Below are 15,108 nucleotides of genomic sequence, written 5' to 3'. Positions count from 1 at the left end.
ATGCTTCCTTTCCCCTGGGCCCGTGCTGGGCTCGATTCCATCGTAGGAGCTTGCGATCGGCGACAAGCGTGCGATTAGTCATGCCATGCCCAATGGCATGCCGGCGCGGTACCCTTGGCGCCTGTGTCCCGTTTTTCTGCAAGGAATTCCCCGTGACCGATCGCAAGAACGTTGCCAGCTGGCTGACCGACATGGACGGCGTCCTCGTCCATGAGAACAAGGCCTTGCCGGGGGCGCCCGAATTGATCCGCCAGTGGCGGGACCGCGGTACGCCGTTCCTGGTGCTGACCAACAACTCGATCTTCACCCCGCGCGACCTCAGTGCGCGCCTGCGACGGTCAGGCCTGGATGTGCCCGAAGAGCAGCTGTGGACCTCGGCGCTGGCAACAGCCACCTTCCTCAAGGACCAGTCGCCCGGCGGCTCGGCTTTCGTCATGGGCGAGGCCGGCCTCACCACGGCGATCCACGAGGCGGGCTTCATCATGACCGACACCGCGCCGGACTATGTGGTGCTCGGCGAGACGCGCACCTATTCCTTTGCCGCGATCACCAAGGCGATCCGCCTCATCGGCAATGGCGCGCGCTTCATCTGCACCAATCCGGATGCGACCAGCCCGAGCGCCGAGGGCCCCTTGCCCGCGACGGGTGCCGTCGCCGCACTCATCACCCGCTGCACCGGCCGCGAGCCGTACGTCATCGGCAAGCCGAACCCGATGATGTTCCGCTCGGCGATGAACAAGCTCGGCGCGCATTCGCACAACACCGGCATGATCGGCGACCGCATGGACACCGACGTCGTCGCTGGTATCGAGGCAGGTCTGCACACGGTGCTGGTGCTCAGCGGCATTGCCACTCGCGAGGACGTGGAGGGCTATCCGTTCCGTCCGGCTGAAATCCTCGATTCCGTCGCGAACCTGCTCGAGGACTGAAACGAACCATGAGCGCGACTCTCGATATCCCGGAACGCCGCACGCTCGGCCGCGGTGACGTAAAAACGCTGCTCCTGTCCGCCCTCGGCGGCGCGCTGGAGTTCTACGACTTCGTCATCTTCGTGTACTTCGCGAAGACCATCGGCCACCTGTTCTTTCCGCCGGGCACATCGGACTGGCTGGCGCAGCTGCAGGCCTTCGGTATCTTCGCCGTCGCGTACCTCGCCCGGCCGCTCGGCGGCATCGTGATGGCGCACTTTGGCGATCGCATCGGCCGCAAGCGGATGTTCATGCTCAGCGTGTTCCTGATGGCGGTGCCGACGCTACTCATCGGTGTTCTGCCCACCTATGCGACGCTGGGCGTCCTTGCGCCGCTGCTGCTCACCCTGCTTCGCGTGTTGCAGGGCCTGGCTATCGGCGGCGAAGTGCCTGGCGCCTGGGTGTTCGTGGCCGAGCATGTGCCGCAACGCCGCGTGGGCCTCGCTGTCGCCAGCCTCTCGGCGGGCCTCACTGCCGGCATCCTCATGGGCTCGCTGCTTGCGGCGTGGCTCAATGCCAGTCTCTCCGAGGCCGACATGCTCGATCACGGCTGGCGCATCGCCTTCATACTCGGCGGGGTGTTCGGTTTCTTCGCCGTCTACCTGCGCCGCTGGCTAAGTGAGACGCCGGTCTTCGCGCGCATGCGTGAGCGCAAGGAACTCGCTGAAGAACTGCCAGCGCTGGTCGTCGTTCGCGATCACCTGCCGGGCGTGCTGTTGTCGATGACGGTGACCTGGGTGCTCACCGCGGCGATCGTCGTGGTCATCCTGATGACGCCGACACTGATGCAGACGGCCTTCCACATCGTTCCCGCGCGGGCATTCGCCGGAGGCAGCATCGCGGCGCTTACTCTTTGCTTCGGGTGTATCGGCGGTGGCTTGCTGGTCGACCGGGTGGGGACGGCTCGCGCCATGCTGATCGCCTCGCTCGGCCTGACGTTGAGCACGTACGCGCTGTACCTGGATCTCCAGGCGGGCGGCGCCAACCTGTTTCCGCTCTACGCGCTCGCCGGCGTGTTTGCCGGGGTGGCGGGCATCGTCCCGGCCATCCTGGTGGCGTCGTTCCCGCCGGCGATCCGTTTTTCCGGGATATCCGTGTCTTACAACATTGCCTACGCCATCGCGGGCGCGGCCACGCCGGTACTCGTCGGCTACCTGGCCAGGACGGCCGGCGGCCTGGGGCCGGCGCACTATGTAGCGATCGTCGCCCTGGCCGGGGTGGCCGCGTCGATCTACATGATGCGAACCGGGCGGGGTTCCCTGCGCCGTTGAAGTCTCCGGGGGTCGCTGGACTGTTCACGTCGATTTCATGGGCGTGACAGTCCCGAGGGGCCCGGTGATCGTGCCGGTTGAAACCGGACACCACCTTCGGCATGCTTTTGCATCCGGACCGCTCCCCCGGTCCACCGCCGTCCCCCTACCTTCGCACCAGACCCATGACTGATGTCATCACCCTAGGCTGGCGCGAACGGCTCGCACTTCCGTCGCTCGGCGTCCCTGTCCTCAAGGCCAAGCTCGATACGGGCGCGCGCTCGTCGTCGTTGCACGTCGAGTGGCTGGAGGTGGACGAACGCGAGGACGGCACCTGGCTACGCTTCCAGGTGCGTACCACCCGCAAGGGTGGCGTGTCCGATCCCTGCGAGGCGAAAGCCATCGGCCAGCGTACGGTGACCGACTCTGGCGGCCACGCGACCACGCGCTGGTTCATCCAGACCGAAATCGAGCTGGCCGGGCAGTCGTTCCTTGCCGAAGTGAACCTGACCGACCGGCGGCACATGCTCTTTCCCCTTTTGCTTGGCCGGACGGCGCTGAACGGGCGCTTCCAGGTCGATCCCTCGCTTTCCTATTCACAGACGCCGCGCCGCGCCGTCCGGGAACCCACATGAAGATCGCCATCCTGTCGCGCAATGCGCGGCTGTACTCCACGCAGCGACTGGTGGAGGCGGCGCGCAAGCGCAAGCACACCGTCCGCGTGATCGATCCGCTGCGTTGCTACATGAGCATCGCGCCGCAGATGTTCGCCATTCACTTCAAGGGCAAGCCGCTGGGACCGATCGACTGCGTGATCCCGCGCATCGGCGCCTCCAGCACCTTCTACGGCACCGCCGTGCTCCGCCAACTGGAACTGATGGGCGTGTTCACGCCCAATCCGTCGGACGCCGTCCTGCGCGCCCGGGACAAGCTGCGCAGCCTGCAGATGCTCGCGGTCAAAGGCGTGGACATGCCGGTGACCGCCTTCGGCGACAACCCGGACGACACCTCGGACCTGCTGGCCATGCTGGGCGACCCGCCGCACATCATCAAGCTGAATGAAGGAACCCAGGGTGCCGGCGTGGTGCTGGCCGAGAAGCGCTCGGCCTCGCAGAGCGTCATCGAGGCCTTTCGCGGCCTCTATGCCAACTTCCTGGTCCAGGAGTTCATCCGCGAGGCCAACGGCAGCGACCTGCGCTGCTTCGTGGTCGGTGACCAGGTGGTCGCCGCCATGCAGCGGTCCTCGGCACCGGGCGAATTCCGCGCCAACCTGCACCGGGGCGGCTCGGCGGCCGCGGTCGAACTGTCCGACGACGAGCGCCGCGTGGCCATCCAGGCCGCCTCGGCCCTGGGCCTGGAGGTGGCGGGCGTGGACCTGCTGCGTTCGTCCCGGGGTCCGCTATTGCTCGAAGTGAATGCCTCGCCGGGCCTGGAGGGCATCGAAGGCAGCACCGGCGTGGACGTCGCCGACGCCATCATCGCCCACTGTGAAAGCCGCCTCGCCTCGCGCCCCGCGGTCGTCAAGGCCCGCCGCCCAAGGGCCCCGAAGGGATTAACAGCGATTTAAACGGGCGTCGCCTATAAAGGTCCCACTGTGATTCCGCGACGCGGGGTGACGGTATCGGGGCAGTAGTTCTTTAGGCCCGGGCGGGCTTTCCCGTCCGGGCCTCTCTTTTACTGCTGTCCGCTTCACGGATTCGGCGTTAAGCTTCCGGTCGCAATACTGATAAGACTCACCCGCGACCGCACAATGGAGTGCCGAATGCGCGTTCTGGTCATCGAAGACAACACCGACATCGCGACCAACATCGGGGATTACCTCGAGGATCGCGGCCATGTGGTCGATTTCGCCGGCGACGGCGTCACCGGGCTGCACCTGGCTGTCGTACACGATTTCGACGTCATCGTGCTCGACCTGACCCTACCGGGGATGGACGGGCTGGATGTCGCCAAGAAACTCCGCCACGAGGCGCACAAGCAGACGCCGGTGCTGATGCTCACGGCGCGTGACTCGCTGGAGCACAAGCTCACCGGCTTTGAGTCCGGCGCCGACGACTACATGACCAAGCCCTTCGCCCTGCAGGAACTGGCGGCGCGGCTGGAAGTGCTGGCACGTCGCGGCAAGGGTCCGCAGAGCCGCGTGCTCAAGGTGGATGGCCTCACCTACAACCTCGACACCCTGACCGTGACCCGCGAGGGCAAGTCGATCCAGCTCAACCCGATCGGCCTGAAGTTGTTGCAGGCGCTCATGGAGGCCAGCCCGTCCGTGGTGACGCGGCAGGACCTCGAGCAACGGGTATGGGGCGAGGAACTGCCGGACTCGGACTCGTTGCGCGTACACATTCACGGGCTGCGTGCGGCCATCGACAAACCTTTCGAGAAGCCGCTGATCCATACGCGTCACGGTATCGGATATCGCATGGTCGATCCGGATGCGGTCCAGACGTAAGCTTCGTTTTCGCCTCATAGTCACCTTCACGCTGTTCGGCTTCAGCCTGAGCGCTCTTTTCGCGTACGCGGCGCTCAACATTCGTGAGCGCGTCGAAGAGCAGCTGATCAACTCGGCCATGCAGGACGAGGTCGACTCGATCAACGAGAAGGTCCTCGCCAACCCGAACGAAGCGCCGCCCATCGAAATTGTGAAGGGCGCGACCTTCAGCGAGCGCACCATCTACAAGGCGCCGCTCGCGTGGCAGCCGCTCGATACGGGTGTCCACGACATCTACGAGACGGGGAAGGACGGGCGCGACCACCACTACAAGGTGGCCGTTCGCCGGAAGGGCGGCATCATCAATTTCCTTCAGTTCGATGTCTCGCGCGACGAGCTCGGCAAGCGCCAGCTGGTCACCAGCGTGATCGCGGCGGTGTTCCTGTTCGGGCTGTTCTCGCTCGTACTCGGTGTGTGGCTGTCCTCGCGCGTCCTGCGTCCCGTGACCGACCTCGCGCGCCGCCTGCGCGACTTCCGCCGCGTGGGCAAGGCCGAGGCGCTCGCTCCGCACTTCGCCGACGACGAAGTGGGCGAGCTGGCCGTGGCGCTCGATGAATACGCCATGCGCCTGACCTCGGTGGTCGAGCGCGATCGCGAATTCAATTCGGACGTCAGCCACGAGCTACGTACCCCCCTCGCGGTGATTGCCAGCACGACGGAACTGCTGCAGGGATCGCCCGACCTGACCGACAAACTGCGCGAGCGACTGAAGCGCATCGAGCGCGCGTCGCGCCAGGCCACCGAGCTGATCGAAGCGCTGCTGTTGCTGTCGCGCGCCGAACGGCGTGGTCCCACGCGCGGAGAAACCACCGACGTGGCCAAAGTCGCGTCGGACGTGATCGAAAGCCAGCGCCCGCAGATGGGCGGCAAGCCGATCGAGATCGAATTGATCTCCGACGGCTCCGTGTCGGTGAATGCACCGGCCTCGGTGCTTTCGGTCGCGCTGACGAACCTCATCGGCAACGCGATCAAGTACACGATGGAAGGCAAGGTCACCGTGCGCGTGCTCGACGGCCGCGTGGACGTGATCGACACCGGCCCCGGCATCAAGCCCGAGGACGCCGAGAAGTTGTTCCAGCGTGGCATCCGCGGCGAAAGCGCCACGGGCGGCGGTGCGGGTCTCGGTCTCGCGATCGTGCGTCGCCTGTGCGAACTGTACGAATGGGACGTCTCCCTGCGGCCGCGCTCGGACATGGCCGGCGCGATTTCGACGATCGATTTTCGCTGACCGGGGCAGACGTCCAGACGTCCTGTCACATCAGCTGTCACTAAGCTGCCATTTAACTGCACGACTATCCGACGCTTCCACGGCGCGTGATGGGCACCCTCAGGGGAGGTGTGCCGCGACGCGTCCGCGAGTGTAAGGATGCAGTCCCTTGTTCAAGCAGACCCTTCTGGCCGTTGCCCTCGGCATGGCCCTGACCTCCGTCGCCTACGCGACCGATACCGACACCACCGCTCCGGTTGACACCAGCGCCAGCGCCGCCAAGCGCGACAAGGTGCAGGACCTCGATGCGGTCTCGGTGATCGGCACCGGCGAAACCCGTCAGGTGCAGCGCCTGCGCCCCTCGGATCAGAAAGCCCTGCCGCCGGGAACGAGCCTCCAGAAAGTTCTCAACACGCTTCCGGGCGTGAATGCGCAATCGGTCGACGCGCTGGGCACCAACGAACAATCGATGACGCTGAGCCTGCGTGGCTTCAGCGGCACGCGCCTGGGTTACACGCTCGACGGTATGCCGCTGGGTGACAGCGCCTACAACAACTACAACGGCCTTTCGATCAACCGCGCGCTGATTTCCGAAAACTTCGCCGGTGCCGAACTCTCCGAGGGCATCGGCAATCTCGGCACGCCGTCGACGAGCAACCTGGGCGGTACCATCGCCTACACCTCGAACGACCCGTCGAAGACGATGGGCGGTCGCGTCTCGGAGACCCTGGGCAGCGATGCCAACCGTCGCACGTATGCGCGCTTCGATACCGGCGAGTACAACGGCTTCTCGATGTACCTGTCCGGCGCCAAGACCACGTCCGACCTGTGGAACGACCAGACGGCCTACAACGGCTCGACCACGAAACAGTTCAACGGCAAGGCCGTGTGGAACCTGGACTGGGCGCGCTTCACCGGTTTCGCGGACACCTCGCGCACCTCGCAGGCGGACTACTTCTATCTGTCCAAGAGTGAGCTGGCTCGCGGTCTTGGCTGGGACTGGGGTGGCTCCGCGCCCAACTGGCAGAAGGCGATCGGCAAGGCGTACTGCAACGCCGGCACGCTCAACGCGAAGCTCTGCGATAAGAGCGGTGCGGATACCGACGCGGATGGTGCATTTACCGCGGGCCAGATCCTGCGCAACGACGATCTCTACTACCTCGCCGGTGACTTCTTCCCGAGCGATTCGGTCACCATCCACGCCCAGGTCTACCACCACGAGGACGCCGGTGAGGGTCACAACTGGAACAGCGGCACGTATTCCTACCCGGGTACGCCGCAACAGTTGCCGATCATCTTCCGCAACACGCTCTATACGATCAATCGCACCGGTGCGGTGCTTTCGGCCGGTTGGGATATCGCCAACCAGCATATCGAAGGCGGTGTCTGGTATGAGCACAACGTATCCACTGCCTCGCGTTACAGCAGCTACGTGACCGGTCCACGTGACCTCAGCGGGCCGATCGACGCGACGCCCGATCTCGGGGTCTTCGACCAGCGCACGGTGTGGAATACGCGTCAGGCCTTCCTGCAGGACACGCTCACCTTCCTCGATGACGCGCTCACGATCGACGTTGGCGTGAAGAGCCCGCACGTCACCTCGCGTGCGCAGGCGCTGCCCGGCGACGCCGCGAAGCCGATTCCCGCCAACTCGAACAACCAGTTCGCGACGGGTTCGCTCAGCGCGAGCAAGGCGCTTCTGCCGCAGTTCGGCGCACGCTACAAGCTTGCCGAAGGTCAGGAGATCTTCACCAGCTTCTCGAAGAACATCGCCATGTTCCAGGGTGGCTTCAAGCTCGGCCCGCAGGCCGTGGCCCAGTCGGTCTGGGACACGCAGGCAGACCTGAAGCCGGAGAAGTCGCGCAGTCTCGAAGCGGGTTACCGCATCGAGACCGACCAGGTGGCCGCTTCGGTCGCCGCGTATAACGTGCGCTTCGATAACCGCCTGCTCCAGTACAACCCCTGCGACTCGCGCCAGCCGGTCGGGCCGAGCTGCGGTAACCGCTTCTACAACGTCGGCGGCGTCAACAGCCATGGCGTCGAGCTGACCTTCGTCTGGCAGCCGACGAGCAACCTGCGCTGGTACAACTCGGCCTCGTTCAACCGCTCGACCTACGCGAGCGACTATGTGCAGGCCGGGGTGGTCCAGCACACCAGCGGCAAGATCCAGACCGATACGCCGACCAAGCTGTTCGCGACGCAGATCGACTGGACCCAGGGTCCCTGGTTCGCTTCGTTGCGCGGCAAGTACACGGGCAAGCGCTACTACACGTACACCAACGACCAGGGCTTCGGTGGTTTCACCACGTGGGATATGTCGGGTGGATACGACTTCGGCCCGGTGTCCGTCGCCAAGGACGTGCGCCTGGCTCTGAATGTCACCAACCTCACCGACAAGCGCTACGCGAGCAACTTCGACTCCAGCGCCTTCGTGCCGAGCGACCCGGCTGGTACCGCCTATGTGTTCCATGCGTCGGCGCCGCTGCAGGTCTTCGCTACGCTGGATGTGCGGTTCTGATGGTCCACCGGATCGCGGGTCTCGGCGCGGTGCTAATGCTTGGCAGCGCCTCGGCGCAGAACGTCGATGTGCGCGTTGCCGATGTGGCGCAGGCGCCGTTACCGCGTTCCGTGGAGCTCGGCGGCAAGACGTACGTCGATCACGGTCTGGTCGCCACCGGCTCCTTGCCCGCGGGGACGATCGACTTCCTCGGCGACACGCTGGGTTCGTTCTCGTCGCTGGCGATCGAGCCGGGTAGCTGGAAGCGCGATGGCGACACGTATACGGGCGTGCTTTGGACCTTGCCCGATCGTGGGCGGAATGATCCCGAGCACAACGTGTTCTTCGATTACCGCGGGCGGCTGCATCGTTTTCGGTTCTCGATGAAAGTGTGGGAGCCAGCTAGAAAAGTGTGGGAGCCGGCTGCGCCGGCGATTCCTGCGGAGCGCGGTAACGAAGCCGCGTCGCAACCTGTTATCGCCGCTGAAGCGGCTCCTACATCGGGGGCGGTATCCCTGCAGGTCGATGGCGGGCTCGAGCTGCGCGACCTTGGTGGAAAGCCCTTTACGGGTGCGGAGCCCGGGAAGGGCGTGCGGAAGGAGCGCGGCATCGTGCTGCCTTCGCCAGCCAGCGGTATCGGCGAAGGCAAGGTATCGCTCGATGCGGAGTCGTTACAGTTCACCCGCGACGGTGGCTTCTACGTCGGCGACGAGTACGCCGCCAACGTCTATCGTTTCGATGCGAAGGGCAAGCTCACGGGCATCATCGTGCCGCCGAAGGCGGTTCGTCCATTGGATGCGGACGGCAAGCCTGACTTTACCTCGCTGAAGCCGCCGGTTACCGGCCGACGCAATAACCAGGGCGTCGAAGGCATGGCCTTGTCGCCGGACGGCACGCGGCTGTTCGTGGTCTTGCAGAGTGCGCTGATTCAGGACGCGGAAGCCCGTGAGGTTCCCGCGGATGCATCGGGTCGCTCGCTCGCCCGCGTGCTGGTGTATGACGTAAGCCATGGCGGCGTGCCAAAGATGCCGGTGGGTCACTACGTCGTGCGCCTGCCCGTTTATGCCGATCGCGGCGACGGCGGCGCACCGAACAAGACCGCTGCCCAAAGCGAAATCCGCGTCCTCGACAACCACACCTTCCTGATGCTGGCACGCGACGGCAACGGCCTTGGTGCCGAGGGTGGCAAGCCTATCGTCTACAAGAGCGTGCTGCTGGTCGACACCGATGGAGCCAGCAACCTGTCGGGGACGACGTACGAGACATCGACGACGTCGGTTCTTGGCGGAGACGGCAAGCTGCGCGACGACATCCGCGTCGCGACATGGAAGCCGCTGGTCAATCTGCTCGATCCCACCGACCTCGCACGCTTCGGTCTCGGCATCGAAGGGGGCAGGAAGGACACCACCCAACTCTCCGAGAAGTGGGAAGCGATGGACCTTGTTCCGGCGCTGGACCCCACGCGCCCCGACGACTGGTTCCTGCTTGTCGGCAACGACAACGACTTCATCGCGAAGCACTGCGTCATGGACGGGCAGGGTTGCGATTCGGCCATCGACAACGACAACCGCATTCTCGTGTACCGGCTGACCTTGCCGGGCATGCGTTCCACCGCCGCCTCCAACCACCGATAAAGGGTTATGCGCATGATGAAACGTACGGTTCTTTCGCTGCTCTCGGCGACCCTCATGCTGGGCTCCGTCGCCAGCCACGCCAATACGCCGGCTTACGTCGACAGCAAGGAATACAAGGTCCTGGTCGACCCCTCGCGCTTCGCCAGCAATCCGTCGAGCGCAGCAGCCACCTTGCTGACGAATCTTTCCACTCGCCTGTCCGCTCTGGGTTTCGATAAGACCGTCACCGGCAACTTCGCTGCAGCCAACCGCGACACGCTGGCTTACTACGACACGCCGGGGACGTGCCCGCTGAACAAGCGCGGCTACTCGGTGCGTACGCGCGCCGGCGGCGATACCGATATCCAGTTCAAGTTCCGCCATGCGGACGAAGAGCTGTCCTATTGGACGGACGTGTCCGGTGCGGGCAAGAACAAGTCGACCAAGCTCGAGACCGACGTGACGCCGGGCAACCTCGTGCTGGCGCATTCGACCAAGCAGGACGCGACCACCACGCCGACCACGGTGGCCGCGCTGATCAAGTTGTTCCCCGGTGCGACGGCGTTGTCCGACATGTCCACGTCCGCGCTGTCGAAGGTCGCTGGGGTAACCGTGACCCAGCAGGAGTACGACGGTCCGGTGTCCGACATCGGTGAGTCTATCGCGGAGTTCACGTTGACTCTTTGGTACATCGACGGCGCCACCACGCCGGCGCTGGCCGAGCTGTCGTTCCGCGTCGACGCCGATGAGGACAACTACTTCACCACGCCGGTGCTGACGCGTTCGCAGACGCTGAACACGGCGATCGGTTCGATCGGCAACAACTGGAATATCGCCAACGATGGCGGCAAGACGAGCTGGCTGTATGCGTATCGCTCGTCGTCGTATCCGAACGGGTTCTGCAATTAAGTTGCTCTAAGAGCATCGCCGATGAATCGGCTCCTACAGGAAGCGACCATGCCCCCTGTGGGAGCCGCTTCAGCGGCGATGCTTCTTGCTCAGAGCGCCTCGAGCCAACCCCAACGGTCCGCGGTCTTCCCGCTGAACAGGCCGAAGTAAAGCTCCTGTAGGCGACGGGTGATCGGGCCACCCTTGCCATTACCGATCTGCTTGCCGTCGACCGCGCGAATCGGCGTGACTTCCGCCGCCGTGCCGCACATCAGGATTTCGTCGGCGAGATACAGGTATTCGCGTGGCAGGTCACGCTCCACGACTTCGATGCCGTCCTCGCGGGCGAGGGTCATCAACGTGTGGCGGGTGATGCCGGTGAGGATCGACGCGCTGGCCGGCGGCGTATGCAGCACGCCGTCGAACACGAGGAACAGGTTCTCGCCGGCGCCTTCGCTGAGCAGGCCGGTCGAGGCCAGCGCGATGCCTTCGCCGAAGCCGAGACGACGCGCTTCACGCGCGATCAGCTGGCCGGAGAGGTAGTTACCGCCGGCCTTGGCGCCCGCGGGAATGGTGTTCGGCGCGAAACGCTGCCAGCTGGACACGCAGGCGTCGATGCCGTTTTCCAGCGCCTCGGGTCCGAGGTAGGGGCCCATCGGCCAGGTGGCCACGGCCACGTCGGTCGGGCATTCGGCCGAGAGACCGAAGCCACCCAGGCCACGGAATGCGACCGGACGCAGGTAAGCCGCCTTGAGGTCGTTCTTCTTGACCACGTCGCGACAGGCCGCGGCGAGTTCGTCGATGGAGTAGGGGATCTCGATGTCGTAGATCTTCGCCGACATGTACAGGCGCTTGAGGTGGTCGGTGAGGCGGAAGATGGCCGCGCCTTCCGGTGTCTCATAGCTGCGGATGCCCTCGAACACCGAGGATCCGTAGTGCAGCGCATGCGACATGACGTGGACGGTGGCATCGCGCCAGGGCTTGATCTGCCCGTTCTGCCAGATCCAATCGGGGTAGTTCTGCATGGGTTCGCTCTCCAGGGGACCGCCCATGATAACGCGCGGCGCCAGTCAGGCCATGGCGCGACGCGTCAAGGCGCACCGCCAGGGTCAGGCTGGTGGGCGCAGCCAGAGGCAGCCGGAGTCCCGCACCACGCTGAAATGGGCGCGCCGGGTGGCGGCCTCGTTGCCGGGCCCGGAGGTCACGGCGTCGAGGCCCCCGGCTTCATTGCCCTCCACCGCCAGCAGGGGCTGGTGGACCAGCGTCTCCATGTTGCGGATGTTCTCCACCGCGCCACCGCTGCCATAGCCGTTCCAGAGGATCAGCCCACCGATGCGATTGGCGTCGCGGTTGGCGAAGGCCTGGGCGATGCCCTCGCGCAGCCCGGCCACGTCTTTCGCGCAGAGCAGGCCGGTGCTGGGGCCGGCCGGCGCGTCGGGGGAGCTGGAACTGGTCGCGGGAAGCGCCGGTGGCATGAGCGAGGTCGCGCCGATGCTCGTGCACTGCCGGTCGGTGAACACGGGGCGGCCGTCCGTGCCGACGCATCGGTGGATCGTCGTCTGCGCGGCGGCAGGAAGGGCGATCAGCAGCAGCAACAGGACGAGGGCACGTTTCACGAAAGGCGTCATGCGTGGCGGCGGTGCGCCATCATCCGCGTACGCGCTTCAGCGGAGAGTGACGGCGCGCACGTTTAGCGAGCCGCGAGCCGCTCCAGCACGCCGATGGTCGCCTTGGCCCGGTTGATCGTATAGAAGTGCAGGCCAGGGGCGCCGCCGTCGAGCAGACGCTGGCAGAGTTCGGCCACCACGTCGGCACCGAGGTCGCGCACGGCGGCGGCATCGTCGCCGTGCGCCTGCATGCGCTTGACGATCCAGCGGGGAATCTCCGCGCCGCACTGCTCGGAGAACCGGCGAAGCTGGGCGAAGTTCGCGATCGGCATGATGCCGGGCACGATCGGAACCTTCACGCCCAGGCGGGTCACGTCGTCGACGAAGCGGAAATAAGCGTCCGGATTGAAGAAGTACTGGGTGATCGCGCCATCGGCACCGGCGTCCACCTTGGCCTTGAAGTGGCGCAGGTCGACCAGCGCGTTCTCGGCTTGTGGATGGGTTTCCGGATAGGCGGCCACTTCGATGTGGAAGTGGTTGCCGCTGTGCTCGCGGATGAAGGCGACCAGTTCCGCTGCGTAGCGGAAGTCGCCTGGCGAGGCCATGCCCGAAGGGAGGTCGCCGCGGAGGGCGACGATGCGCCGGCAATCGGTGGCCTTGTACAGGTCGAGCAAGGCGGCGATTTCGGCGCGGGTGCCACCCATGCAGGACAGGTGAGGCGCCACGGAAAGGCCGTGCTCGGCGCGCAGCCGTTTTACGGTTTCGTCGGTGTAGCTCAGCGTCGAACCGCCCGCACCGAAAGTCACCGAGACGTAGTCCGGCGTGTGTTTCTTCAGCCGGCCGACGGTCGTGTCGAGCTGGGCGCGCTGCTCGTCGGTCTTGGGCGGGAAAAACTCGAAACTAATGGCGGGCATGGGTGCGGTTCCCGGAACGATGGCCTGAGTATATATCTTTCCATCCAGATGGAAAGATGGCTGAATGCTGCAAGCAGCCTGCTGTTCCATGTGGGAGCCGCTTCAGCGGCGAATGGGTCCTTGCGCTGATCTGGCTATCGCCGCTGAAGCGGCTCCCACACAAAGCGGGCGTCATAAACAAAAAAAGGCGCCCGAGGGGCGCCTTTCCGGTGTTGCTATGAAGCCATCGATCAGTAGCGGTAATGGTCCGGCTTGTACGGGCCTTCCACCGGCACGCCGATGTAGTCGGCCTGGTCCTTGGTCAGCACGGTGAGCTTCACGCCGATCTGGGCCAGGTGCAGGCGGGCGACTTCCTCGTCGAGCTTCTTCGGCAGGCGGTACACCGTCTTCTCGTAGGTGTCCTTGTTGGCCCACAGGTCCAGCTGCGCCAGCGTCTGGTTGGAGAAGCTGTTCGACATGACGAAGCTCGGGTGGCCATGGGCGCAACCGAGGTTCACCAGGCGGCCTTCGGCCAGCATGTAGATGGCGTTGCCCTTGGCGAAGGTGTAACGGTCGACCTGCGGCTTGATCGTCTCGCGGGTGACGTCCTTCGCGCCGTTGAGGCGATCCATCTGGATTTCGTTATCGAAGTGGCCGATGTTGCAGACCAGGGCGTTGTTCTTCATCGCCGCCATGTGCTCGAGCGTGATGATGTCCTTGTTGCCTGTGGTGGTGACGTAGATGTCGCCGAGGCCGAGGGTCTCTTCGATCGTGGTGACCTGGAAACCTTCCATCGCCGCCTGCAGGGCGTTGATCGGATCGATCTCGGTGACGATCACGCGGGCGCCGAAGCCCTTGAGCGAATGTGCGCAGCCCTTGCCGACGTCGCCATAACCGCAGACCACGGCTACTTTGCCCGCGACCATCAGGTCGGTGGCGCGCTTGATGCCGTCGGCCAGCGACTCACGGCAACCGTAGAGGTTGTCGAACTTGCTCTTGGTCACCGAGTCGTTGACGTTGATGGCCGGGACCAGCAGCTTGCCCGCTTCGGCGAGCTGGTACAGGCGATGCACGCCGGTGGTGGTCTCTTCCGAGACACCGCGCCATTCGGCAGCGACCTTCTTGAACCAGCCCGGACGGGCGGCGGCGGTGCGCTTGACCAGGTCCTTGATGACCTGCTCTTCGTGGTTGCCGCTGGGCGTGTTGACCCAGTCGCTGCCGTCTTCGAGTTCGACACCCTTATGGATGAAGAGCGTGGCGTCGCCACCGTCGTCGACGATGAGCTGGGGGCCGAGTTCGCCCGGGTGGGTCAGCATGTCGAGCGTGCAGTCCCAGTACTCTTCCAGCGACTCGCCCTTCCAGGCGAACACCGGCAGCTCGCCCTCGGCCATCGCCGCGGCGACGTCGTCCTGGGTGGAGAAGATGTTGCAGGAGGCCCAGCGCACCGAGGCGCCCAGTTCGCGCAGGGTCTCGGCGAGGACGGCGGTTTCCTTGGTCACATGCAGCGAGCCGGAGAGACGCACGCCCTGGAGCGGCTTTTCCTTGGAGTAGCGCGCACGGATCTGCATCAGGCCCGGCATTTCTTCCTCGGCCATGCGGATGCGGCGGCGACCGAGCGCGGCTTGCGTGATATCGCGGACCTTGAAGTCCTGGAAAGAGGTATCTTTGGTGACGGCGTTCATGGGGCGTAGCTCCGA

13 protein-coding genes are annotated in these 15,108 nt (G+C 65.1%); 9 read left to right on the top strand and 4 right to left on the bottom strand.

Annotated elements, in window-relative coordinates:
• The first annotated feature begins 152 nt into the window (after window positions 1–152).
• The 9 genes from C8J98_RS01095 to C8J98_RS01055 all read left to right on the top strand — a co-directional run bounded on the left by C8J98_RS01095 (window position 153) and on the right by C8J98_RS01055 (window position 10,932).
• Window positions 153–929 carry an HAD-IIA family hydrolase gene (locus C8J98_RS01095; protein ID WP_199229774.1) on the top strand — a complete coding sequence of 259 codons (777 nt, stop codon included), beginning with the start codon at window positions 153–155 and terminating at the stop codon, window positions 927–929.
• A gap of 8 nt (window positions 930–937) precedes the next feature.
• On the top strand, window positions 938–2,239 hold the full coding sequence (locus C8J98_RS01090; RefSeq protein WP_107910095.1) for an MFS transporter: 1,302 nt from the start codon (window positions 938–940) through the stop codon (window positions 2,237–2,239).
• Window positions 2,240–2,403: 164 nt separating this feature from the next.
• Complete coding sequence (locus C8J98_RS01085) at window positions 2,404–2,853, top strand: RimK/LysX family protein (protein WP_107910093.1); 450 nt, start codon at window positions 2,404–2,406, stop codon at window positions 2,851–2,853.
• On the top strand, window positions 2,850–3,785 hold the full coding sequence (gene rimK, locus C8J98_RS01080; protein ID WP_107910091.1) for a 30S ribosomal protein S6--L-glutamate ligase: 936 nt from the start codon (window positions 2,850–2,852) through the stop codon (window positions 3,783–3,785). Before C8J98_RS01085 ends, rimK begins: the two co-directional genes overlap by 4 nt.
• Before the next feature lie 195 nt (window positions 3,786–3,980).
• Window positions 3,981–4,667 (top strand): response regulator transcription factor, encoded by a 687-nt coding sequence (locus C8J98_RS01075; protein ID WP_107910089.1) that lies wholly within the window; start codon window positions 3,981–3,983, stop codon window positions 4,665–4,667.
• Window positions 4,651–5,934 (top strand): HAMP domain-containing sensor histidine kinase, encoded by a 1,284-nt coding sequence (locus C8J98_RS01070; RefSeq protein ID WP_107910087.1) that lies wholly within the window; start codon window positions 4,651–4,653, stop codon window positions 5,932–5,934. Before C8J98_RS01075 ends, C8J98_RS01070 begins: the two co-directional genes overlap by 17 nt.
• Before the next feature lie 184 nt (window positions 5,935–6,118).
• Window positions 6,119–8,431 (top strand): TonB-dependent receptor, encoded by a 2,313-nt coding sequence (locus C8J98_RS01065; RefSeq protein ID WP_107911092.1) that lies wholly within the window; start codon window positions 6,119–6,121, stop codon window positions 8,429–8,431.
• Window positions 8,431–10,044 carry an esterase-like activity of phytase family protein gene (locus C8J98_RS01060; RefSeq protein ID WP_233260066.1) on the top strand — a complete coding sequence of 538 codons (1,614 nt, stop codon included), beginning with the start codon at window positions 8,431–8,433 and terminating at the stop codon, window positions 10,042–10,044. Before C8J98_RS01065 ends, C8J98_RS01060 begins: the two co-directional genes overlap by 1 nt.
• A 12-nt stretch (window positions 10,045–10,056) precedes the next feature.
• Window positions 10,057–10,932: a hypothetical protein gene (locus C8J98_RS01055; RefSeq protein ID WP_146171484.1), complete on the top strand. Its 876-nt coding sequence runs from the start codon at window positions 10,057–10,059 to the stop codon at window positions 10,930–10,932.
• Window positions 10,933–11,021: 89 nt separating this feature from the next.
• Here C8J98_RS01055 and C8J98_RS01050 read toward each other — a convergent pair whose 3' ends face one another.
• The 4 genes from C8J98_RS01050 to ahcY all read right to left on the bottom strand — a co-directional run bounded on the left by C8J98_RS01050 (window position 11,022) and on the right by ahcY (window position 15,093).
• Complete coding sequence (locus tag C8J98_RS01050) at window positions 11,022–11,936, bottom strand: branched-chain amino acid transaminase (protein ID WP_107910083.1); 915 nt, start codon at window positions 11,934–11,936, stop codon at window positions 11,022–11,024.
• An 84-nt stretch (window positions 11,937–12,020) separates the two neighbouring features.
• Window positions 12,021–12,527 (bottom strand): DUF4124 domain-containing protein, encoded by a 507-nt coding sequence (locus C8J98_RS01045; protein ID WP_158272557.1) that lies wholly within the window; start codon window positions 12,525–12,527, stop codon window positions 12,021–12,023.
• Window positions 12,528–12,601: 74 nt separating this feature from the next.
• A complete protein-coding gene (gene metF, locus C8J98_RS01040; protein WP_107910080.1) occupies window positions 12,602–13,432 on the bottom strand; it encodes a methylenetetrahydrofolate reductase [NAD(P)H] in 831 nt (276 codons plus the stop codon).
• Window positions 13,433–13,662: 230 nt separating this feature from the next.
• Window positions 13,663–15,093: an adenosylhomocysteinase gene (ahcY, locus tag C8J98_RS01035; RefSeq protein WP_107910078.1), complete on the bottom strand. Its 1,431-nt coding sequence runs from the start codon at window positions 15,091–15,093 to the stop codon at window positions 13,663–13,665.
• Window positions 15,094–15,108: the final 15 nt, after the last annotated feature.

It is taken from the genome of Luteibacter sp. OK325 (genome assembly GCF_003050935.1).
Taxonomy (GTDB): Bacteria; Pseudomonadota; Gammaproteobacteria; order Xanthomonadales; family Rhodanobacteraceae; genus Luteibacter.
This window is presented reverse-complemented; position numbering and strand designations above follow the sequence as displayed.